The organism is Dactylosporangium cerinum, assembly GCF_042653625.1.
In the GTDB taxonomy this organism is placed as follows: Bacteria; Actinomycetota; Actinomycetes; order Mycobacteriales; family Micromonosporaceae; genus Dactylosporangium; species Dactylosporangium cerinum.
The window spans coordinates 231132-252635 of sequence record NZ_JBHSIU010000110.1; the positions used below are offsets into that span (position 1 = coordinate 231132).

General features: G+C 71.2%; 17 protein-coding genes, 3 tRNA genes and 1 pseudogene. 7 read left to right on the forward strand and 14 right to left on the reverse strand.

Annotated features, from left to right (window positions below; genetic code table 11):
- Positions 1-18: 18 nt before the first annotated feature.
- The 4 genes and pseudogenes from ACFPIJ_RS55485 to ACFPIJ_RS55500 all read right to left on the reverse strand — a co-directional run.
- Positions 19-1335 (reverse strand): annotated as a pseudogene (locus ACFPIJ_RS55485) (formimidoylglutamate deiminase); the annotation flags it as partial.
- Entirely contained in the window at positions 1332-2537 is a 1206-nt protein-coding gene (locus ACFPIJ_RS55490) for an allantoate amidohydrolase (protein ID WP_380127703.1), read from the reverse strand. The pseudogene ACFPIJ_RS55485 and the gene ACFPIJ_RS55490, both read right to left, overlap by 4 nt.
- Positions 2538-2634: 97 nt before the next feature.
- Positions 2635-4284 carry a urocanate hydratase gene (gene hutU / locus ACFPIJ_RS55495; RefSeq protein ID WP_380127647.1) on the reverse strand — a complete coding sequence of 550 codons (1650 nt, stop codon included), beginning with the start codon at positions 4282-4284 and terminating at the stop codon, positions 2635-2637.
- 13 nt (positions 4285-4297) lie between these two features.
- Positions 4298-5146: a MurR/RpiR family transcriptional regulator gene (locus ACFPIJ_RS55500; protein ID WP_380127704.1), complete on the reverse strand. Its 849-nt coding sequence runs from the start codon at positions 5144-5146 to the stop codon at positions 4298-4300.
- 107 nt (positions 5147-5253) lie between these two features.
- Here ACFPIJ_RS55500 and ACFPIJ_RS55505 point away from each other — a divergent pair, with 107 nt between their 5' ends.
- Genes ACFPIJ_RS55505 through ACFPIJ_RS55515 form a run of 3 tightly spaced genes read left to right on the forward strand, consistent with a single transcriptional unit; the run spans position 5254 to position 7347 of the window.
- Positions 5254-6069 carry an MOSC domain-containing protein gene (locus tag ACFPIJ_RS55505; protein ID WP_380127648.1) on the forward strand — a complete coding sequence of 272 codons (816 nt, stop codon included), beginning with the start codon at positions 5254-5256 and terminating at the stop codon, positions 6067-6069.
- 38 nt (positions 6070-6107) lie between these two features.
- Positions 6108-6797, forward strand: a complete 690-nt coding sequence (locus ACFPIJ_RS55510; RefSeq protein ID WP_380127649.1) for a hypothetical protein — start codon at positions 6108-6110, stop codon at positions 6795-6797.
- 58 nt (positions 6798-6855) lie between these two features.
- A complete protein-coding gene (locus tag ACFPIJ_RS55515) occupies positions 6856-7347 on the forward strand; it encodes a hypothetical protein (RefSeq protein ID WP_380127650.1) in 492 nt (163 codons plus the stop codon).
- Between the two features lie 135 nt (positions 7348-7482).
- Here ACFPIJ_RS55515 and ACFPIJ_RS55520 read toward each other — a convergent pair.
- The 7 genes from ACFPIJ_RS55520 to bcp form a co-directional block, all read right to left on the reverse strand.
- A tRNA-OTHER gene (locus ACFPIJ_RS55520) sits at positions 7483-7631 on the reverse strand.
- A 110-nt stretch (positions 7632-7741) separates the two neighbouring features.
- On the reverse strand, positions 7742-8473 hold the full coding sequence (locus ACFPIJ_RS55525; RefSeq protein WP_380127651.1) for a DUF7873 family protein: 732 nt from the start codon (positions 8471-8473) through the stop codon (positions 7742-7744).
- 50 nt (positions 8474-8523) lie between these two features.
- Positions 8524-8596 (reverse strand) — tRNA-Leu (locus ACFPIJ_RS55530).
- 26 nt (positions 8597-8622) lie between these two features.
- Positions 8623-9465 carry a transglutaminase family protein gene (locus ACFPIJ_RS55535; protein ID WP_380127652.1) on the reverse strand — a complete coding sequence of 281 codons (843 nt, stop codon included), beginning with the start codon at positions 9463-9465 and terminating at the stop codon, positions 8623-8625.
- Positions 9462-10409, reverse strand: a complete 948-nt coding sequence (locus tag ACFPIJ_RS55540) for an alpha-E domain-containing protein (protein WP_203845481.1) — start codon at positions 10407-10409, stop codon at positions 9462-9464. The genes ACFPIJ_RS55535 and ACFPIJ_RS55540 overlap by 4 nt, the downstream gene beginning before the upstream one ends.
- 9 nt (positions 10410-10418) lie before the next feature.
- On the reverse strand, positions 10419-11987 hold the full coding sequence (locus ACFPIJ_RS55545) for a circularly permuted type 2 ATP-grasp protein (protein WP_380127653.1): 1569 nt from the start codon (positions 11985-11987) through the stop codon (positions 10419-10421).
- A gap of 66 nt (positions 11988-12053) precedes the next feature.
- A complete protein-coding gene (bcp, locus tag ACFPIJ_RS55550) occupies positions 12054-12527 on the reverse strand; it encodes a thioredoxin-dependent thiol peroxidase (RefSeq protein ID WP_380127654.1) in 474 nt (157 codons plus the stop codon).
- Positions 12528-12649: 122 nt separating this feature from the next.
- Between bcp and ACFPIJ_RS55555 the strand changes: the two genes are divergently transcribed.
- The 4 genes from ACFPIJ_RS55555 (at position 12650) to ACFPIJ_RS55570 (ending at position 18113) form a co-directional block, all read left to right on the forward strand.
- Positions 12650-14383: a copper resistance CopC/CopD family protein gene (locus ACFPIJ_RS55555; RefSeq protein WP_380127655.1), complete on the forward strand. Its 1734-nt coding sequence runs from the start codon at positions 12650-12652 to the stop codon at positions 14381-14383.
- Between the two features lie 895 nt (positions 14384-15278).
- Complete coding sequence (locus ACFPIJ_RS55560; protein ID WP_380127656.1) at positions 15279-17060, forward strand: hypothetical protein; 1782 nt, start codon at positions 15279-15281, stop codon at positions 17058-17060.
- Positions 17061-17345: 285 nt separating this feature from the next.
- Complete coding sequence (orn, locus tag ACFPIJ_RS55565) at positions 17346-17984, forward strand: oligoribonuclease (protein ID WP_380127705.1); 639 nt, start codon at positions 17346-17348, stop codon at positions 17982-17984.
- 53 nt (positions 17985-18037) lie between these two features.
- Positions 18038-18113, forward strand: a tRNA-His gene (locus tag ACFPIJ_RS55570).
- Positions 18114-18226: 113 nt separating this feature from the next.
- Here the strand turns inward: ACFPIJ_RS55570 and ACFPIJ_RS55575 are convergent.
- The 3 genes from ACFPIJ_RS55575 to ACFPIJ_RS55585 all read right to left on the reverse strand — a co-directional run bounded on the left by ACFPIJ_RS55575 (position 18227) and on the right by ACFPIJ_RS55585 (position 21462).
- The gene (locus ACFPIJ_RS55575; protein ID WP_380127657.1) at positions 18227-19477 is read right to left on the reverse strand and encodes a delta-60 repeat domain-containing protein; all 1251 of its coding nucleotides are present in this window, start codon (positions 19475-19477) and stop codon (positions 18227-18229) included.
- 75 nt (positions 19478-19552) lie between these two features.
- Positions 19553-19963 (reverse strand): globin, encoded by a 411-nt coding sequence (locus tag ACFPIJ_RS55580; RefSeq protein ID WP_380127658.1) that lies wholly within the window; start codon positions 19961-19963, stop codon positions 19553-19555.
- Positions 19960-21462, reverse strand: coding sequence for an MFS transporter (locus ACFPIJ_RS55585; protein WP_380127659.1), 1503 nt, complete (start codon positions 21460-21462; stop codon positions 19960-19962). The genes ACFPIJ_RS55580 and ACFPIJ_RS55585 overlap by 4 nt, the downstream gene beginning before the upstream one ends.
- Positions 21463-21504: the final 42 nt, after the last annotated feature.

Consider the following 21504-nt stretch of genomic DNA (forward strand, 5'->3'; position numbering starts at 1 on the left):
TGGAGCGGTGGACGGGTCGACGGCGTGCAGGGCGGCCGTCAGGGCGGCGCCGACGTCGGGCACCGTGACGTGGATGCCGTCGCGGACGGTGACGCGGCCGTCGATGACGACGTGCTGGATGTCGGCGGCGGTCGCGGTGAACAGGATCGACGCGGGGGTGCAGCCGGCGGTGCGGGGCGAGGTGAGGCTGACCGTGACGAGGTCGGCGCGGGCGCCGGGGGTGATGCCGCCCGCGTCGGTCCAGCCGAGGGAGGCGTGACCAGTGGTGGTCGCGGCGGTGAGCAGCTCGGCGGCGGTGAAGTGGCCGCGGTGCTCGGTGTGCAGGCGCTCGTGCATCTCGACGCCGCGGGCCTCCTCGAACAGGTCGATGACGGCGTGGCTGTCGCTGCCGAGGGACAGCGGGCTGCCGGCGTCGACCAGGGCCCTCGCGTGGCCGATGCCGTCGGCCAGGTCGCGTTCGGTGGTGGGGCAGAAGCACACACCGGTGCCGGAGTCGCCGAGCTCGGTGCGGTCGGTGTCGGTGAGGTGGGTCGCGTGCACGGCGGTCACGGTCGGGCCGGTCAGCCCGCGGTCGGCGAGCAGCTGCGTCGGGGTGCGGCCGTGCACCGCAAGGCAGGCGTCGTTTTCGGCGCGTTGCTCCGAGAGGTGCACGTGCGTCGGCCGGCCCTCCGTGTGCCGCGCGAACTCGCCGAGCGCGGCGGCGGGGACGGCCCGGACGCTGTGCGCAGCTGCGCCGATCTTCGCGTGCGGCCGGGGGGTGAGCCGTGCGACCCGGTCCGCCCAGCCCTCGACGCCGGTGTCGCCGAAGCGGCGCTGGACTCCTTCGAGCGGTCTGCCGTCGACGGTCGAGGTCAGGTACAGCGTGTTGAGCAGCGTGATCCGGATGCCGGCGGCGGATGCGGCGGCGATCAGGGCCTCACCCATCGCGTTGGGGTCCGCATACGGCGTGCCGCCGGGACCGTGGTGCAGGTAGTGGAACTCGCCGACGCAGGTGATGCCGGCGAGGGCCATCTCGGCGTAGACGGCCGTGGCGAGGCGATGGTAGGAGTCGGGGTCGAGGGCACCTGCGACGGAATACATCTGCTCGCGCCAGGTCCAGAACGTGCCCTTCCCGCCCTGGGTCCGCCCGCGCAGCGCCCGGTGGAACGCGTGCGAGTGCGCGTCGGCGAACCCCGGCAGCGTCACCCCGGGCAGCCGCACCACGTCCGGTGCCGCGCCGGCCGGCGTGCCGGGGGTGATCGTGGCGAACCTGCCGTCCACCACCTCGATCAGCACGTCGGCCGCGACACCTCCCGGCAGCCACGCCCACTCACAATGGAACCGGACGGAGGTCATTGACTCAGCCGGGCAAGCAGGTCGGTGAGCTTCTCGACGCCGACCGCACAGTCCGCGTCGGACGCCGACTCCTGCGGTGCGTGCGAGATGCCGGTCGGGTTGCGCACGAACAGCATGCCCGTGTCGACGTGCTTCGACAGGACCCCGGCGTCGTGGCCGGCGCCGGTCGGCAGGACCGGGGCGCCGAGCTCCAGGGCGGCCAGCCGGCTGACGTCACCGGCGAACGCGACCTCCCCGGTCACGGACTCCGCTGCGAGGGTGACCCGGGTGCCGTCGTGCCGGGCCCGCTCCTCCGCCCGCTGCTGGATCGCGCCGACGAGCCGGTCGAGGGTGTCCCCGTCGGCGGCCCTCGCGTCCAGCCACGCGGAGGCCCGGGCGGCGATGGCGTTGGTGGCGTTGGGGGCGACGTCGACCCGGCCGACGGTGGCGTGCGCCCCGTGCGCCCGCGCGGCCTCGTCGGCGGCGAGGACGGTGTGCGCCAGGGTCAGCATCGGGTCGTGCCGGTCGCGCATCCTGGTCGTGCCGGCGTGGTTGCCCTCGCCGGAGAAGTCGAGCCGATACCGGCCGTGCGGCCAGATCCCGCTCGCCACGCCGACGGGTGCGTCGAGCACGTCCAGGGCGCGGCCCTGCTCGACGTGCAGCTCGACGAACGCACCGATGCGGGCCAGTCGGGAAGGGTCGGGGCCGAGCGCGTCGACGTCGAGCCCGGCCTTGCCCATCGCCTCGGCCAGGAAGATCCCGTCGCGGTCCTGCAGCCGCAGCGCCTGCGCCGGGTCGAACGCGCCGGTGAGCAGGCGGGACCCGAGGCACGGCACGCCGAACCGGGCGCCCTCCTCCTCGGTGAAGACGACGACGGCGATCGGCCGGGACGGTGTCACGCCGCGCTCGCGGAGCCGGTCGACGGCGAGCAGCCCGGAGACGACGCCGAGCGGCCCGTCATAGCCGCCGCCGTGCGGCACCGAGTCGAGGTGGCTGCCGGTGACGACCGCCCCGTCGCCCTCGGGGGAGCCCCACCACGCCCACAGGTTGCCGTTGCGGTCGACCTCAACCTCGAGGTCGCGGTCGAGGGCCTCCTCGACGAACCACTCCCGGCAGACCAGGTCGGCGTCGGTCCAGGAGTGCCGCAGATAGCCGCCGTCGCCGCCGGCCCTGCCGATGGGGCTGAGCGAACCCCACAGCGCCGCGAACCGCTCACCGGTCATCGTCATGCCGCCACCTCCGCCACGCTCCGGCGCCGGCCTGAGCGGCAGCGCCCCTGCAGTACTGCCCCGCCGTCTCCGTGGCCGCGCCGCGCCCGCGTCACGACGTCTCCCGCATCGGCACGCGCAGCCCGGTCTGATCGGCGACCTCGGCGGCTTCGTCGTAGCCCGCGTCGACGTGGCGCAGCACGCCCATCGCCGGGTCGTTGGACAGCACCCGGGCCAGCTTCTGCGCCGCGAGCTCGGTGCCGTCGGCGACCGAGACCTGCCCGGCGTGGATCGACCGGCCGATCCCGACGCCGCCGCCGTGGTGGATCGACACCCACGATGCGCCCGAGGCGGTGTTGACCAGCGCGTTGAGCAGGGGCCAGTCGGCGATCGCGTCGGAGCCGTCGCGCATCGCCTCGGTCTCCCGGTAGGGCGAGGCGACCGAGCCGGTGTCCAGGTGGTCGCGGCCGATCACGAGCGGCGCCTCGACGGTGCCATCGGCGACCATCTCGTTGAACCTGAGCCCGGCCTTGTCCCGCTCGCCCTGCCCGAGCCAGCAGATCCTGGCCGGCAGCCCCTGGAACGCGACCCGCTCGCCGGCCATGCGGATCCAACGGTGCAGCGAGTCGTTGTCGGGGAACAGGTCGAGCACGGCCCGGTCGGTGGCGGCGATGTCGGCCGGGTTGCCCGACAGCGCGGCCCAGCGGAACGGTCCCTTGCCCTCGCAGAACAGCGGCCGGATGTAGGCGGGGACGAACCCGGGGAACGCGAACGCCCGGTCGAACCCGCCCAGCTGCGCCTCGCCGCGGATCGAGTTGCCGTAGTCGAAGACCTCGGCGCCCCGGTCGAGGAACCCGACCATGGCCTCCACGTGCCGGGCCATCGAGTGGCGGGCACGGTCGGTGTACTCCTCGGGCTTCGTCGCGGCGTAGTCGGCGGCGTCACCGGGCTCGACTCCGCTCGGCACGTATGACAGCGGGTCGTGTGCGGAGGTCTGGTCGGTGACGATGTCGACCGGCACGCCCATGCGCAGCAGCTCGGGCAGCAGCAGGGCGGCGTTGCCGACGACACCGACGGACAGCGCGCGGCGGGCGGTCTGGGCCTCGACCGCGAGCCGCACCCCTTCTTCGAGGGAGTCGGCGACGACGTCGAGGTAGCGGGTCGCGACCCGCCGCTCCAGGCGGGACCGGTCGACGTCGATGATCAGGCAGGCCCCACCGTTCATGGTGACGGCGAGAGGCTGGGCGCCGCCCATGCCACCGCAGCCGGCGGTGAGCGTCAGCGTGCCGGCGAGGGTGCCGCCGAACCGCTTCTCCGCCACCGCGGCGAACGTCTCATAGGTGCCCTGCAGGATGCCCTGCGTGCCGATGTAGATCCAGGACCCGGCGGTCATCTGCCCATACATGGTCAGGCCGAGTGCCTCGAGGCGGCGGAACTCGGGCCAGGTCGCCCAGTCGCCGACGAGGTTGGAGTTGGCGATCAGCACCCGCGGCGCCCACTCGTGGGTCTGCAGCACACCGACCGGGCGGCCGGACTGCACCAGCATCGTCTCGTCGGGGCCGAGCGTGGTGAGGGTGCGCACCAGCGCCCGGAAGGACGGCCAGTCGCGCGCCGCCTTGCCCGTGCCGCCATAGACGACCAGGTCTTGCGGTCGCTCGGCGACGTCGGGATCGAGGTTGTTCATCAGCATGCGCAGCGCGGCTTCCTGCTGCCAGCCACGGGCCGTCAGCGTGGTGCCGCGAGGGGCACGGACCGTCTCCATGGAACTCCTCGGGTTAGGGCAGGAAGACCTGGCGGGTGGCGGCGGCGCGCTCGAACGACTCGAGGCGGGCCTGGGTCTCGGTCGGCGCCGCGTCGCACATGGCCTGCAGCAGCATCGTCACCATCGCCGTCGGGGCGCTGTGGGAGTCGAACACCAGTCGTGACCCCACCGGCGCCGGCAGGATCAGGTCGGACTCGGCGGCGGCCGGGCTGACGGGCGAGTCGGTGACGGTCACGACGGTCAGACCGGCGGCGCGTGCCTCCCGCAGCGCGTCGACCGCCTCTCGCGGATACCGGGGCAGCACAAACGCCAGCATCGCAACTGCGCCCGCCGCGCGTGCCTGATCCAGCCGATCCGCCAGCAGGCTGCCGTGCTCGTGCAGCAGCCGCACGTCGGGGTGGACCTTCGCGGCGAAATAGCTGAACGCGGTCGCGAGCGCGCGGGCCGCCCGCATGCCGAACACGGGCAGCGGCCTGCTGCCGATCAACAGCCGGCCCGCCTCGGCGAGCGGCCCGGGGTCGGCGAGCGCGTCGGCGAGGCGCTGCAGGTTGGTGATCTCGGCGACCAGCGCCTGCTGGAACTGGTTGGTCCCGGCCTCGGCGGGCTCGTCGTCGCGGGGCGGTCGGTGCGAATAGCCGTCGAAGGTGACCCGGATCTCGTCGCGGAGCGAGTGGTAGCCGTCGAAGCCGAGCGCGGTCGCGAAGCGGGTGACCGACGGCTGGCTCACTCCGGCGAGGCTCGCCAGGTCGCCGCTGGAGAGGTAGCCGGCCTGGCCGGCGTTGTCGACCAGGCAGCGGGCGATGCGCCGCTGGGCGGGCGTGAGCCGCTGCCCGTCGAACAGCTCCAGCAGTCGCCGCTCCATCTCCGTCGTCACACTCCGAATGTAAGACTCCATTCAAAATCAAGTCAAGTGCATGAGGACATTCATAGTGTTGCCTAACCTGGGGGTCCGCGTGCGACCCTCGCGGCGTGCGGTTGACCTATCTGGCTACATATCCCGTCAAGAGCTGCTACCGGGTGGAGGCCGACGCCGCGGAGGTGGAGCCGTGGGGGCTGGCCGGCGACCGGCGCTGGCTGATCGTTGACGGCGACGCGAAGCTGGTCACCCAGCGGGACACGCCTGAGCTGGGACGCATCCACCCCGAGCCCCGCGACGGCGGCCTGCTGCTGCGGGCGTCCGGCGCGCAGGATCTGTGGGTACCCAATCCATCAGGGGAAACCATCGACGTCCGGCACTTCTTTCTCTGGGTCGCCGCCGCCCCCGCCGGGCAGGACGCCGACCGGTGGGTCTCGGACGTGATCGGCCGCCCCGTCACGCTGGTCCACCTGGACGACCCGACCCGCCGGCCGGTCGACCCCGAATACGGCGAGCCGGGCGACCGGGTCAGCTTCGCCGACGGCTATCCGCTGCTGCTGGTCAACTCGGCCTCGCTCGACGCCGTCAACGACTGGCTGGTCGAGGGCGGTGACGAGCCGGTCGAGATGACCCGGTTCCGGCCCAACGTGGTCGTCAGCGGGGCGCCCGCGTGGGCGGAGGACGGGTGGATCGGCGGCCGCGTCGTCATCGGTGACGTGTCGTTCCGGGTGCCGAAGGCGTGCAGCCGGTGCGTCCTGACCACCATCGACCCCGAGACCCAGGAGAAGGGCCGGCAGCCGCTGCGCGTCCTGGGGCAGCGCCGCCGGTTCCCCGAGGGGCTGCTGTTCGGCGTCAACCTGATCCCGGACCTGGAGGGGTTCGACGGGCGGGGAAAGATCGCCGTGGGAGACGAGGTGATCGTGGCATAACGGACCCGGGGAGACGGGTGGCGCGTCATGATCAAGGGGTGACGCCCCTGCGGGTCCGGCCCCACCTCGCCGAGATCCTCGACCGGACCCGGCACGTGGTGCTGACGTTCAGCGTGCTCGGCAACCTGCTGCCCGAGCCCGAGGCGGTTGCCGGACAGATCCGTGACATGCTGCTCGACACCGGTCACCAGATGTCGATCCTCGTCAGCGCGAGCGGCAACCCGTTCGACATGCTGGCCGAGGCGTACGCGGCGGGCGAGGACCTGGGCAGGCGCGCCGAGCAGCTCGTCCATGACGCGGAGCTCGACGCCGCCGGCTGGACGCCGATCACGAACGGGGCTCCCGCGCTCCTCGACGCGTGCCGGGCCACCGGCCGCACCGTCACCGTCTACGCCCCGCACAGCGAGTCCGCGGTGGGGCGCTTCCTGCACCGCCACGGGCTGCGCCCGCTGGTCGGGCCGGCGCTGGGCCGGGGCTTCGCCATGCGGCACCCGGCGGTGCGCACGATGGGTCCGGTCATCGAGTCGATCGGCGCGCTGCCGGGCGAGACCGCGGTGGTCTGTGCGACGTTCTCGGCCATGTCCGCGACCCAGCGGGCCGGCGCCCATGCCATCGGCGTCGAGCGCCTCCGCGAGCCGCGAAAGATGCTGCACGGAGGCGAGGGCAGCAACGCCGTCGTGCAGTCCCTGGTCCACCTCGCCGACGCGGTCAGGGCCCGCGTCGCATAACAGCGGGCGTGTGGATGGTCACAGCATCGGTGCGCGTCGCTCTGGTAGAACAACCCGCGTGTCATTTCTCCTGTGGTCGGGGCAGGCCGTCGGGCACCGCCGTGCCGGTGTCGGGCTCGTCGTCGGTGTGGCCTGCGCCGCTGCCGCGGTGAAGCTGTTCCCGGAGCATCCCCTCGACCAGCCCAACGCCCTGGCCGCCGCCGCACTGCTGGGCGTGGCAGGTCTCGCCGCCCTGGTCTGGGCCGCTGCGATGGCACACGTCGGCGTGCAGATCAGCATGTACAACGTGCGCATCCGCCACGGGCTGCTGCCGATGCCGCCGATCACGGTGCCGCTGCGGATGGTCACCAGCATGCGCGCCGTCGACGTGCAGTCCAACCTCGCCCAGCGGTGGGGATGGACCTGGGTGCCCGGGCGGGGCCGCGCGGTCATCGTGCGGTCGGGGCCGGCCCTGCTGTTCGACTTCGCCGGCCGGCAGTTCACGGTCAGCGTCGACGACCCCGACGAGGCCGAGGCCGCCCTCAACCGGATGCGCAGCCCGGCCCGCTGACCCGGGAAATGGTGAAGCCCGGGGAGTGTCCATCCCCGGGCCTCGGTTTGCCGCCCACTTGCACACACCGGCACGTTTAAGGTCACAGATCAGCTTGAATGCGTCGCGCTCTGCGATTGAGCTATCGGACCGTGTTGGAGGCCCGAACGGGAGTTGAACCCGTAGCCTCGACGACGAGGTCTGTGATCGGTCGATCCGGTGTTGAGCGGCGAATGCTCAGACTGGAGCGAGAAGTTGAGTTTGTGTTTCGGCTCCCGCGGCCGCCTCTGCCATTGGGCTACGCCGTCACGGATGACGGCGGAAGGAATTGAACCTCCACATTGACACCGCGCGCACCTGTCAAACTGAGCCTCAGGTTCAGTCTGCGCTCCTTGCGCACCACCGATCCTAGCCGTCAGGCGAAGAGGAAGCGAAACACTTTCTCGCCGGCCTCCTGCTGCACGACCTCGGCGGAGTTGGCCTCCTCGCGGGCGAACTTCACCGCGGACTGGAGCTTCTCGACCCGCTCGACCAGCTCGTTGATCCGCTGCGCGGGCAGCGCGCCGGAGAACTTCACCGTCTTCCAGTAGCCGATGACGACGTCCTCGTAATACACCTCGACCTGCGCCGGGTGCTTCTCCGTGGCCTCGGCCTTGACGTGGTTGCGGGGGATCCGCTTGGTGCGGGTCGTCTGCGTCGGCTCGGTCGCGAAACAGTCGGCGGACGCGTCATACACCCACGACTCGGCGGCGTCGAGGACCGGCAGCTTCCGGACGAACGTCAGCAGGTCGACCAGCTGCTTCTCCAGGAACAGCAGGTAGGACACCGGCACGTCGCGCAGCAACGGCGTGCCGTCCACGACGACGTCGGCACGGGCGACGCAGTTGGTCCAGTCCTTCGTCGCGGTCACGTCGAAGAGCCGGGTCAGGATGGTGGCGGTCTGGCGCATGACCTCGTCGGCCTTGACCTGCACGCGGGTCGACTCGGGCGGCAGCTGCTCGCCCTCCTCGTCCTTCGGGCGATAGGTGCGGGCGATGCCGGCCAGCAGGGCGGGCTTCTGCAGCACGTGGTGCGCGTCGGTCAGTTCCTGGAAGGAGCGCGACTTGACGCCCTTCTCCACTGCGATGATCTGATTGAGCTTCGTCATAATGCGCCGAGTGTACGAGCCGGGTACGACGAAAATCATCCGAGAAAACGTGGGGCCGGTGAGAGTCGAACTCACACTGGCACGGACCTAAACCGTGTGCCTCTGCCATTGGGCTACGGCCCCACCGCTATGACCGGGCCTCACTTTACTCACGCCAGGCGGGTGATCTCTACGGTGACCCCGAGGTGCTTGCTCGGCGCGCCGTGATAGACCCCGCGCAGGGGCGGGACGTCGTCGTAGTCGCGCCCACGGGCCACCACGACGTGCCGGGGGCCGACCGGGACGCCGTTCGTTGGATCGAAGCCAGTCCATTCTCCGGCCCACCATTCGACCCAGGCGTGGCTCTGCCCGGCGACCGTCTCGCCGACCTCGGCCTCGACCTTGGGGTGCAGATAGCCGGACACGTACCGGGCCGGGATCCCACGGGCCCGCAGCAGCCCGACGGTCAGGTGCGCGATGTCCTGGCAGACACCCTTGCGCAGTTTCCACGCCTCCTGCGCACTCGTCTGCACACCCGTGGACCCTGGAACGTAGTCGACGTGCTCCCGTACCCAATGCGACAACGCCTCGGCAGAAGCCTGTGGAGACCTGCCGGCGATCGCGTCCCATGCCTCGTCGACCAGAGCGTCGTCGACGGCCGTCAGCGGGCTCTCGGTCAGCAGCTCCGCATGCGCGTCCAGCACCGTGTCGCCGGTCAGTTCGGACCAGGAGAGATTGACGACGGGCAGCGGCGGCGGCGACACCTCGACCAGGCTGCTGGACACGACCCGCAGCTGCTGGTGCGGCCGGTGCAGGTCGAACGCGGTGACCTGGGTCGCCCAGTAGTCGTAGTACCGGTAGGTGGTCGCGCCGGGTGTCACCTCGACCTGGCTGAACAGCGTGGTCTGCCACGGCAGCGTGAGCGGGGTCAGCCGGGCCTCGTTGTAGGACGCCGAGACGCTGCCCGCGTACTTGTACCCGGTCACGTGCCGGATTTTGAGACGCCAGCTCATGATCCACCCCATGCGACGGTGCCCCAGGTGACGGGCGTGGACTGCGGGAAGTAGCGGGCCGTGATCGCCGCGCTCGCCGTGGCGCACGTCTGCTGCAGCGCCCGCAGGTGTTGCGGCAGCTCGGCCAGGAGGGTGGTGGTGTCGGCGTACTCGAGGCGCGTCCTGATCTGCCCGATCGGGCGGCGGGCGGCATCGGTCACGCCGGCCCGCTCCATCGTCGGCGCCAGCTCGCGCAGACATTGCTCGGCGGTGCCCAGCGCGTGCAGCGCGGACCTGGGGAACAACCGGTCCAGCAGCAGGAACTCCGTGACCCGCTGCGGATCGAACGTGCCGCCGTGGGTGCGCAGGAACGCCTCGTCGGCACCGCAGGAGCGCAGGACGGTCCGCCAGCCGGTGATCTCGTCGGTGGTGTTGGTCTGGATCGACAGCAGGCGGGCGGTCATGTCGACGCGTTCAAGGCTGCGGCCCAGCACCAGGAACCGCCAGCCGTCGTCGCGGCTCATCGTCGATTCCGCGAGCCCGGCCAGGACGGCGGCGCGTTCCCGGACATAACTGAGGAAGACGGTCGGACCGAGACGTTCGGCGGCGACCCGGCGCGACGCGAGGGTGTGCCACGTGACGTTGAGGCACTCCCACATTTCGCTGGAGATCGTCTCGCGTACCCCACGCGCATTGTCCCGCGCGGCGACGATCGCCCCCGAGATGGCGCTGGGGTCCTCGGCGTCGAACGCGAGCAGCTCCAGCACGTCACCGGTGGTGATCCGCCGGTCCTGCGGCGCCGGCGCGCCGAGCACCGACATCAACGTCCGGCACGCGGCGTCCTCGTCGGCCCACGGGTCCTCCAGGAGCCGGCCGAGGAACGCGTCGAGGATGCGGGCGGTGTCGTCGGCGCGCTCGATGTAGCGGCCGATCCAGAACAGGGACTCTGCGATGCGACTGAGCACGGGCCCCTCCTACTGCTGCTGCTGTCCGGCGAGCTGCGCGGCGGCCGGTCCGCTGTCGCGGGGGCTGCCACCGGCCTCCCGCGGCTCCGGCACGATCTTCGTCCGCGGGGCCGACGGCGCTGGCTCGCTGTGGTGCGCGAGCACCCAGGTGTCCTTCGAGCCGCCGCCCTGGCTGGAGTTGACGACCAACGCTCCTTCCGGCAGCGCCACCCGGGTCAGCCCGCCGGGCACCAGCCAGATCTCGTTGCCGTCGTTGACCGCGAACGGCCGAAGGTCGATGTGGCGCGGCGCGACCCGGTCACCGAGCAGCGTCGGCGACGTCGACAGGGCCACGGGCCGCTGCGCGATCCAGCCCCGCGGGTCCTTCTCGACCTGTTTCCTCAGGTTCGTCAGGGTCTCCTCCGACGCCTGCGGGCCGATCACGATGCCCTTGCCGCCGGCGCCGTCGACCGGTTTGAGCACGAGCTGGTCGAGCCGGCCGAGCACGTCGTGGAGGACCTCGGGGTCGCGGTCGTCGAGCCGGTACGTCTCCACGTTGTCGATGAGCGGCTCCTCCGACAGGTAGTACCGGATCAGGTCCGGCACGTACGTGTAGACGAGCTTGTCGTCGGCGACGCCGTTGCCGACCGCGTTGGCGAGGGTGACCTGTCCGGCGCGGGCCGCGTTGACGATGCCGGGACAGCCGATCACCGAGTCGGGCCGGAAATGCAGCGGGTCGATGAAGTCGTCGTCGACCCGCCGATACACCACGTGCACCGGGCGCTCGCCCTGGGTGGTGCGCATCCGCACCCGGTTGCCGCTGCAGACCAGGTCGCGGCCCTCGACCAGCTCCACGCCCATGAGCCGGGCGAGCAGCGCGTGCTCGAAGTAGGCCGCGTTGTAGACGCCCGGGGTGAGCACGACGACCGTGGGATCCTCGACGCCCTCCGGCGCCGCGGCCCGCAGCGCGGCGAGGAGCCGGGCCGGGTAGTCGTCGACCGGCCTGACCCGCGCCTCGGCGAACAGCGCCGGCATGGTGTGGGTCAGGGCCCGCCGGTTCTCGATCACGTAGGACACGCCGGAGGGGATGCGCAGGTTGTCCTCCAGGACGCGGAACCTGCCCTCCTCGTCCCGGATCAGGTCGACGCCGCTGATGTGCACCCGCACCCCGTTGGCGGGCTCGATGCCGTGCGCCTGCCGATGGAAGTGCGCGCTGGTGGTGATGAGCTTGCGGGGCACGACGCCGTCGGCGAACACGCGCCCGGCGCCGTAGATGTCGGCGAGGAACGCCTCGAGCGCCTTGACCCGCTGCTGGACGGCGGCCGTCAGCAGGTCCCACTCGTTGGCGTCGAGGATGCGGGGGATCAGGTCCAGCGGGAAGGGACGCTCCTCGCCCGCGTAGGCGAACGTGACCCCCCGGTCGGTGAAGACCCGGGCCAGTTGGTCGGCACGGAACCGCAGATCGGCCGGGGCGAGCGGCTGCAGCGCGGCGAACAGCGAACGATAGGGCGAGCGCGGTTGCCCGGGGCGCTCGAACATCTCGTCCCACGCTTCGAACATGGCCCCGGACATCGAGTAGTCGTCGAAGATGTCCGCCATGACGAGAGCCTAGGCACGAACCGTTTCAACCGCATTACCTGTGTGTTTTCGCCGCCGATCTTGCTGTTAGTCCAGGCCAAGGTCGCGTCGGAGCTTCGCCACGTGCCCCGTCGCCTTGACGTTGTAGAGAGCGCGCTCGATCTGTCCCTTCTCGTCGATGACGAAGGTCGAGCGGATCACGCCCAGCACGGTGCGCCCGTAGTTCTGCTTCTCGCCGAACGCGCCGTAGGCCTTTAAGACGGCCCGGTCGGGGTCCGACACGAGCGGGAACGTGATCGCGTCGCGCTCGCGGAACTGGGCGAGCTTCGCCGGGGAGTCCGGCGAGATGCCGATCACCTCATAGCCGGCGGCCTTCAGCGAGGCGAGATTGTCACGGAAATCGCACGCCTGCTTCGTGCAGCCGGGCGTCATCGCCGCCGGGTAGGCATAGAGGACGACCTTGCGCCCCCGGAGGTCGGCGAGCGACAGGGGCTCGTCGCGATCCGTCTGCAGCGTGAACTCGGGAGCCGTGTCACCCGGCTCCAAGCGTGTCGTCGTCATGGTCCGGGACTCTATCGCGTGCCGGTGACATCCACGGCGGCGGATAGCGTTACGTCCGCGTGTCGTGACGCATCGTATAAACTCGACCCCCGCAGCGGCATCAAACGCGAAAGCGCGAAATCATGGTCGGCATGACCCGCCGCGTATGGTCCATCCCCCTGGCGACGCTCTTCGGGGCACTGCTGATCCTGGTGCTGCCCGCCGCGCCCGCCAGCGCGCACGCGCTGGTGGAGCGCACGGCTCCGGTCGCCGGCAGTGTCGTGGACCAGTTGCCCGGCGAGATCACGCTCACATTCAGTGAGCCGGTGCGGATCGTCGCGGACAAGATCCGGGTCACCGCGCCCGACGGCAGCCGCGCCGACACCGGCAAGCCCGTCGCCCGCGACGCAGAGCTCGTCATCCCTATCAAACCCGGCGGGCCGAAGGGCACCTACCTGGTCAGCTACCGGGTCATCTCCGCCGACAGCCACCCCGTGAGCGGTGGCTACAGCTTCTCCTACGGCCAGGTCTCCGCCGTGCCCAACGCCGGTGACGCCGGCGCCGACGTCAAGACCGACGCCCTGGTGAAGAACGCGATGTCCGTCGCCCGCTTCATCGGCTTCGCCGGCCTGGTCCTGCTGGTCGGCCCGGCCCTCGTCCTGTTCGCCCTGTGGCCCCGCCGGCTCTCCGCCCGCGATCCGGGCAGGGTGGCGTTGACGGGCGCCGGCCTGCTCGCGTTCAGCGCGGTGCTCGAGTTGTACCTGCAGGTTCCGTATACCTCCGGCACCACATTGTTCGACGTGTCCTCGGCGGCCGCGCGTGAGGTGCTCGGGACCCCGTTCGGCGCCGCCCACCTGATCCGCATCGCGGTCGCGATCGCCGTCGCGGTGCTGCTCCGCCCCCTGATCGCCGGTCGCGCCGGCAAGATCGACCAGACCCTGCTGATCATCCTGGGCGTGGTCGGGCTCGCCACCTGGCCGATCTCCGGCCACCCGAGCGCCTCGCCGGTGCCGACCCTCACCGTCGTCGCCGACGTCGCGCACCTCGCGTCGATGGCGGTGTGGCTCGGCGGGCTGGTGATGCTGTTTGCGTTCCTGCTGCCCCGGGCCAACACCCGCGAGCTGACGGCCATCGTGCCGGTCTGGTCCGGGTGGGCGCTGCTGGCGATCACGGTGCTGGTCCTGGCCGGCACCGCGCAGGCGCTGGTCGAGATCGGCACCGTCGACGCCCTGACCGGCACCACCTATGGCCGGCTCGTGATGGTGAAGGTCGCGCTCCTGGCCGTCGTCCTCGGCGTGGCGGCCTACTCCCGCCGGATCACCAACCGGCGCTTCACGCCCGCGTCCACTGTGCCGTCCGATGAGGTGTCGGATGAGCCGGACGACGAACCGGCCCCGCTGGACGCGGCGGCCGAGCCGGCCGACCGGACCCGGCTGCGCCGGGCGGTGATGATCGAGGTGTTGATCGCCGTCGTCGTGCTGGGCTTCACGTCGGTGCTGGTCCAGACGAGCCCTGCCCGCAGTGCGCAGGCGGGTGACAACGCGGCGACGGGGCCGTTCAGCACGACGGTCACGACCAACCTGGTGAAGCTGGAGGTCGACGTCTCGCCGGGCAAGGTCGGGCCGAACACCGTGCACCTGTATGCGCTCAAGCCGGACGGGTCGGGGCCGCTGTCGGTCGCGGAGTGGAAGGCGACGGCGGCGCTGCCGGCCAAGGGCATCGAGCCGATCGTGCTGCCGACGCTGGGGATCACGCCTGACCACGCTTATGGGACGGTGACGCTCACGCCGGCGGGCACGTGGGAGCTGAAGTTCACCGTCCGTGTCGACGACCTGAACCAGACCACGATCGCCGTGCAGGTCCCGATCCGCAGCTGACCGGCTTCCGGGGGAGGTCGGTGCTGCGGTTGACCGGCTAGGGGGCGGCTGGTTCTGCGCTTGACCGGCTTCAGGTGGCCGGGCACCGCGGTCTGGTTGCTCGGCGGGTTGAGGGCTTCGCGGGTTGGTGGGTTGCGGGCTCGCGGCTTGGTGTTCTTCGCGGTTGCCTGGCTTGGTGGGCTGGCTGGCTCGGCCGGTTGCGGGTTGGTCGGATTTGCGGGGTTGGCCGGCTTGGGCGGGTTGGCGGTTGGCCGGCTTGGTGGGCTGCGGCTTGGTGGGGCTGCGGCTTTGGTGGGTTGGCCGGGAGCAGGGCTGTGCCGTTCCCGGATTTTCGACCGGTTGGCGCCGACGGAGGCACAGGTCATGTCCGCCGGCGTGGTGTGCGTCCCGCCGGGTCCCCTGTCCGGCGGCCATGATCGCGGAGCGGTGGCGCACCCGCTCCCTGCGGCGACCCGTTTCGGCCGTATAGGTCCCTCGGTTCTTGAAGCTGGCGACGACCGAGAGCGCGGGACTACCGCCAAACCCGCCACCGACGTCAATCGGTAACGGCTCGTGGATGGACAGCCTGCGGCATTGATCACCATGAAGATCTACTTCTGGGGCGGGGCAGCTGGGCAATGCGCTGATTTCTGGACGTCGGCGGTGGGAGTCGGACGCTTTTGGCTTTGGCGTACGCCCCAATGGGCCTTGATGCGAACCTGCGCCATCGGGAGGGCGCGGGCTTCTGGATCGCGGGGAGGGGTGGCGTCGGGTTCGGAGGTGTGAGGTGTGCGGGGCGGCGAGGGTGTGGCGAGGCAATTCGGAGCCGATCAGCGGGTTTGGTCAAAAGAGGGCAATTCGCAGGGTTTTTGACGGTATTGTCGGCTTCGGATCGCTGGGGGAAGGGGCCGCTGCCATGGTCGTGCGTCTGGTTCGGGCAGGTGTCGGCGCGCTGCTGCTGCTCATCGCGGTGCCGCTGGCGCTTGCCGGTGGCGGACTCTTGGTGGCCATGGAGCATCGCGCCGTCGATGACACCTTTACGGCGCGGCTGGAGCGGCTGAGCTCCGGGGGCCGCGCGGTGGTTGTGCCTGACATCGACGCGTTGCTGCGAGCCGACGCGCCGTTCGCGCGGGGTGGGCAGACGACGCTCAACCTGTCGGCGGTCGGCTCCAGCGGCCCCCTGTTCATCGGGTTGGCTCCGGACACGGCGGTGCAGCGGTACCTCGACGGGCTCGTCCAGGCTCGGGTGTCGCGGGTCCGCCTCGCGCGTGGTCCGCTGCCGGTCGAGTTCACCGAGATCGAGACCCGCGCCGCGGCCGCCAGTGCCGGCCGGCCGGGTGTCAGATCGCAGGACGCCGGCCCGGTGCAGGGTGGCGGTGCGGCGGTGGCAGGTCCCGGCATCGACCCGGGCTCCGGCGCCGGAACCGCGGGTCCCGGGACGGCCGGCACCGGCGACCCGAACGCAAGCAACCCCGACGCGGCGACCGCCACCGACCCGGGCGCGACGACCGCCGACCCGGGTGCGGCGGTCGGCGATGGGACCGCGCCCCCCGCCGACCCGAACGCCACGGTCATCGACCCGAACGCGAACCCCGCCGACCCCGGCGCCACGAACGTGAACCCCGCGGACCCGGGCGCAATGAACCCGAACGCCGTCGACCCGAGCAGCGGTGCCCCGAGCACCAGTGCACCGAGTGCGGACTTCGGCGCGCCGGCAGGGCAGGAGTTCTGGCTGGCGAAGAGTGTCGCGGTGGGCGGGATGGCGCAGCTGACCTGGTCGCCGTCGGCGCTGCGGGGGAGGCACCTGGCGCTCGTGGTCATGAACGCGGACGGCACCGCCGGGATCAACGCGACGGTGACGGCCCGGCTGGAGCCGGCATGGATCGGGCCGACGGCCGGGGGGCTGCTCATGCTCGGCACGGCGTTGTTCCTGTTGGCGTTGCTGATCCTCGCGTGGCCCCAGCGCCGCGCCGAGGCGCGGCTCGTGCTGCCGGCGCTGCCGACCCAGCCGACCAGGAGCCGGCTGAGCCTGCGGCGCACGCTGTCGGACCCGATCGCGGCGCTGCTCAATCCGGTCGTGCCGAAGAACCGCGAGGCGGAGCCGGCGGTGACGATCGCGGTGACGAGCCAGGCCGACGTCGAGGACGACCGCCAGACCACCACCGTCGGCGTCGTGGTGACCGAAGAACGCGTCGTGACCGACGAGAGCGCGACCGCCGTCGCAGTGACCGACGAGAGCGCAGTCGCAGTGACCGACGAGAGCGCAGTCGTGGTGACGGGCGAGAGCGCCGTGGTGGTGACGAAGGAGAGCCCCGCCGAGCCCGCTACCGCGGAAGCGGCCGGTACTACGAGCGCGGCGGTGGGCGTACCAGAGCCGCAGGACGCAGCCGACCAAACCGCTGCCGACCCGACCCGCCCCGTGCAGAGCGCCGCATTCGCCGAGTCCGAGTTGGACCGTCCCGCCCTCGACATCGACGACGACGGTCCCGGTCCGTTGACCCTGCCGCCGCTGCCGAAACTGCCGGCGATCGAGCTCCAGTTCACCTGGGCACCCGTAGCGGTGAACGAGCAGGTGAACGAGCAGGTCGGCGAGCAGGTCGGCGAACGGGCGGACGAGCGGGCGGACGAGCGGGCTGGCGAGCCGCAGAAAGCCGAGCCGCAGAAGGTCGAGCTGCAGAAGGCCGCCACCACCCGCTGAGCGCTCGACGGCCCGCCGTCGACCACAGTGCCGGCACCGTCGCAGACCGTCACCGCCGGGATGGCCGGCAGGGCGTCACCGAACGTGAGCCGCGCCACTCCGCCGGCGGTCGGACCGTGCCGCCGAACGCGGGGTTCATCGGCCGTGATCCGTGGCCGGAGCAGCGCCGAGCAGGCCGCCGGCGGGCACACCTGCGGTGATGACGGGCCGCGGTGGACGCGCCCGGGAAGTCCCGAGCGACGGATAAAGGTAACGAGGCGTCATTGAGTGCGAGAAGTCGGCCAGATGAACACTAGGCTGTGGGATGTGGGTGATCTTTTGGTCTGGATCGACTGTGAGATGACAGGGCTTGATCTGGGTAAGGACGCGCTGATCGAAGTGGCGGCGCTGGTCACGGACCCGGATCTCAACGTGCTGGGTGAGGGCGTCGACGTGGTGATCCACGCCGAGGACGCGCTGCTGGACGGGATGCTCGACGTGGTGCGCGACATGCACGCCAAGTCGGGGCTGACCGACGCGGTGCGGGCGTCGGCGGTCACCGTGGCCGAGGCCGAGGATCTCGTCATGTCCTACATCACCACCCACGTGCCCGATCCGCGCACGGCGCCGCTGTGCGGCAACTCGATCGCCACCGACCGGGGGTTCCTGGCGCGGGACATGCCGCGGCTCGACAACCACCTGCACTACCGGATGATCGACGTCTCCTCGATCAAGGAGCTGTGCCGCCGGTGGTATCCGCGGGTCTACTTCGGCCAGCCACCGAAGGGTCTTGCGCACCGGGCGCTCGCGGACATCCGGGAGAGCATCCGTGAGCTGGAGTATTACCGCCGGACGCTGTTCGTCCCGCTGCCGGGACCGGACGTGGAGGCGGCCAAGGCCATCGGCGCGGAGCTGAGCCGGGAAACCGACACCCGTACGCGCTAACCCAGTCGACGGATCCCCGTGCTCATGCCCTATTATTGGCGAGCACGTTCATGGTGGCTGTAGCTCAGTTGGCAGAGCACCGGGTTGTGGTCCCGGGTGTCGTGGGTTCAAATCCCATCAGTCACCCCATGCAGGAAAGTTCAGCCCCGGTCCGAGGACCGGGGCTGAACTGTTTCCCACAAGAAGTCCACAAGAAGGCCCCCCGTCGCAAAGCGCAGCGGGGGGCCTTCGGCACAGCGGCGTTACAGGGGCAGCATCGCCAACCGGGCGTGCCACTCGCCACCGATCTTCTCGGTGTCCGAGCCGACCAGCAGGCCGTAAGGCGTCGCGAGCAGCGCCCTGGCGCCGACGCCGCGCGGCTCCCGCTTGGGGTTGAACGCGGTGGCCTTGCCGGTGGTCGGGCTGATGGCGGCGATGCCGGGCCGGCTGACCGCGCCCTTGCCGGCGGTCTCCTTGCCGAACGGGTTGTCCATCCAGCGCTGGTGGCCGCCGACGTAGATGGCGGCGCCGGTGTCCGCGACCGAGTACAGCGAGTCCCCGCCGGTCCAGTTGGTCCAGAGCGGCTTGTGCAGCCCGGCGCCGCGCAGGTCGAAGCGGGACGCCGTGTCGCACATGAGGTGGTCGCCCCACTTGCGGCCGGTGGAGACGATCGTCGCGTAGGTGCCGGTCGGGTCGAAGTCGATGCCGCGCAGGTACGTCTCGAACCCGGCGCGGCAGGGCTTGGTGTACACGTCGGTGTACCAGTCGGCGAGCCGCGCCGCATTGGCCGCGTTCTCGATCACGACGACCTGGGCGCGGTACTGGCCGAATGCCTGCTCGACGGCGCCGACCGCGGCGAGTCGGTTGCCGTCGGGGCTGATCGCCAGGTCCTCAAGCTTGACCCGGGTCAGGTTCGGCGCGGCGAGCTTCGCGTCGAACGTGGTGTCGGCCCAGCCGCTGGTGGCGTTGAGGCGGGCCAGGCCGGCGCGCTTCTGCCCGCCGATGCTGGTGAACGAGCCGGCGGCGTACAGCCACGGGCCGAACGCGACGATGCTGCGGGTGTCGCCCCAGTTGATCTCGCCGGTGAAGGCCGGCACGCGGCGACCGTCGGCGAGGCTGAGCTGCGCGATCCCGCGCTGGGCGCCGCCGCCGATCTTCTGGAACGCGCCACCCGCGTAGACGGTGTTGTTCGGCCCGGCGGCGAGCGTGAGCACCACGTCGTCGGCCTCCGGGGCGAAGGGCAGGATCTCGCCGGTCGTCGCCCGGTACGCGAAGATGTTCTTGCGTTTGAGCTTGGCCTTCTTGCCGGCCGGCACGACGGTGGTGAAGTCGCCGCCGACCACGACCACGTCGCCCACGAGCGCGAACGCGCGCACCTCGCCGTCCAGGACGTTCGGGGTGTAGTCGACGGGATTCGTCGACACGGTCGCGGCATGGTTCAGCGCCGCGGAGGCGGGGATGGCGACCGCGATCGCGGCCAGTGCGGTTGCGGCGGCGAGCAATCGTCGGCGCATACGTGCGACTCCTTCGTCAGTTCAGGGGGATGCGCCCAACATGGGGCGCATACCCCACTAACGAAGGAAAGTTACCTAAGACACTATGTGTCCGATATGACCACTCTCAGGGGCGTTGACCATGAAGTGGGCGGCGCGTTCCAGGTACTCCCACAGCACGGCCTCGGCCTCCGGCTGCAGGGCGATCGCGTCGACCGCCCGGCGCATCTGCCGCAGCCACGCGTCCCGCTCCACCGGGCCGATCACGAACGGCGCGTGGCGCATCCGCAGGCGCGGGTGGCCGCGGGTGTCCGAGTAGGTGGTGGGGCCGCCCCAGTACTGGATCAGGAAGAGCCGGAACCGCTCGTTGGCCGGCCCCAGGTCCTCCTCCGGATACAGGGGCCGCAGGATCGGGTCGTCAGCCACGCCGGCGTAGAACTCGTCGACCAGCTTGCGGAACGTCGGCTCGCCGCCGACGAGCTCGTAGAAGTTCGGGGAGGACGTCACCCGTCAACTATGCCGCGCCCGCGGCTCAGTGAGCGCGGCGGGAGCGCGCCGAGCTCCGCCGTGCGCTCGCTGAGGTCGACCGTGCGTTCCGACGGGTCGACGGCCGGCATCCGGCGTTGCGACGGCCCGGGGCTGGGCCGGGGGCGGCGGGTGGGCAGCGGCGCGCGGCCGAGGTCGATGGTGACCTCGCCGAACTGCTCGTCGGTGCCGGGGGTGCCGGCGTGCTCGTCGGCGGCGACCCGCACCTTGTTGGCGGCGATCGCGTCGGCGACGGTGGCCTGCGCCGGCCAGGTGGCGACGATGCCCGCCATGATGACCACGCCGGCGATCGCGAAGTATCCGACGACCTGCGGCAGCGGGTTGTGGCTGGCGAGCCAGCCGGTGAAGAGGATCGAGCCGCCCTGGACGAGGTGGACGCCGCTCTGCATCACGCCGAACGCGCGCGCCCGGTACGCCGGCGGCAGCACCTGCACGAACAGCCCGTTCGTGGCGGGCAGCGTGCCGGCCAGCGCCCCGCCGGAGATCAGGGTCATCGCGACGACGCCGTAGATGTTGAGGTCGAACAGCGCGGGCACCAGCGCCAGGGGGGTGATGAGCGCGAACGGCCGGATGTACGCGTTGCGCCGCTGCGGTTTGACCAGCCAGGTCATCACGATGCTGCCGGCGAGGAAGCCGACCGCCGAGGCGACCATGATGGTGCCGAGGTAGACGGCGTTGGGGCCGTCGGCGAGATCGGCGGACCAGGCCGCGGCGAGACCCTCCGGGACCACGCCGAAGCAGACCCCGCAGAACACGACGAGGGCGATCGAGCGCATCACGGGGGAGCGGAACACCACGGTGTAGCCCTCGACGGTCTCCCGCATGAGATTGCTGCGCTTGTCGGCGGTGAGGCTCGGCGTGCGCTCCTTGACCCGCAGCGTCACCAGCAGCGCGGAGACACCGAAGGTGGCGGCGTTGAGCAGCAGTGCATACCTGGCGTCGACCGCCGTCAGTGCCGCGCCCACCGCGTAGCCGGCGATCAGGGCGAACTGGCCGGCGGTGCGCTGCAGGGTCAGGGCGGTGACATACCGCTCGCCCTGCAGGATCCGGGGGAGCAGGGCCGAGCGGGCGCTGTCGAACGGCGGGCTCAGCAGTGCGCTGACGAAGAGCAGCCCGATCAGCCCGGCGACCGGCAGGCCGCCGAAGACCGCGAGCGCGACCATGATGCCCATCCGGATCAGGTCCGAGAGGATCATGATTTTGCGGTACGAGTGCCGCTCGGTGATCGCGGAGAGCACCGCGCCGATGCCGAGCCACGGCAGGTAGCTGATCGCGAACGCCGCGGCCGACGCGATCGGTGACTCGGTGCGCAGGTAGACCAGTGCGATGACGGCCGCGCGCGCGGCGCTGTCACCGAACCACGACAGCGCGCTTGCGGCGAAGACCGCCAGGTATTCGCGGTCGGTGAGGACCTCCCGCGCGCTGGCCGGGCCGTCGGTGGACTCGTCGGGATCGGACACCGGCGGAGCCCCCTTTCCATCGGTCGCGACAGCGGCGTCGAA